Annotated in this window: 1 protein-coding gene; it reads right to left on the bottom strand. The window is 43.3% G+C overall.

What is annotated here, in order from left to right; genetic code table 11:
* Positions 1-193: 193 nt before the first annotated feature.
* Complete coding sequence (locus AC0QH1_RS00740; RefSeq protein ID WP_324628809.1) at positions 194-406, bottom strand: hypothetical protein; 213 nt, start codon at positions 404-406, stop codon at positions 194-196.
* Positions 407-508 lie beyond the last annotated feature (102 nt).

Genomic DNA, 508 nt, shown 5'->3' with positions numbered 1-508 from the left:
TGACCATACAATTGAGTGATTACTTTGAGGTTAATCATTGTTATTTTATGCGGTTGGTCAACAATTAAATTGCAGAAGGAGCGAGAGTTGTAAGGTGGGCGATGCCTAACTTACCAGTAGTTTTTTACAAATTAATAAGGTGAGTTTTTCGCGGTCAAAAGCTGCGGTTTAGAGGGGAAAAAGGTCGTTTTTTTTAACTAGCGATCGCCAAATAAAAAGAGAAGAGAACTGGCATTCTCTTCTCTTGCTGTGGGTTTTTATCTGTTCCTGGGGTTTCCCCCTTGAGTTTTTTCCGCAACATTTTCTGCTGCTTCTTGAGTTGTCGTTGGCGAGCGCTACCGCCTTTGCCTTTGGTGTTTCTCCCGGGTTTGCGAGGAGACTCCCAACTTTTGAGACGTTGACCCATTGGGTTATCCTCCGAAGTGGATTTGCAACTTTGATACTCCCTACGGATAAATCCGAGGGATTCTTAAAGAGTCCAAAGTCGGACTTTTAAAGGCGCTTTTCC

The sequence above is a fragment of the Phormidium sp. CCY1219 genome (assembly GCF_055795085.1).
This window is presented reverse-complemented; position numbering and strand designations above follow the sequence as displayed.

Bases quoted from the DNA above. Each gene is read 5' to 3' on its own strand.
- AC0QH1_RS00740 (WP_324628809.1), bottom strand. From the start codon at position 406: ATGGGTCAACGTCTCAAAAGTTGGGAGTCTCCTCGCAAACCCGGGAGA.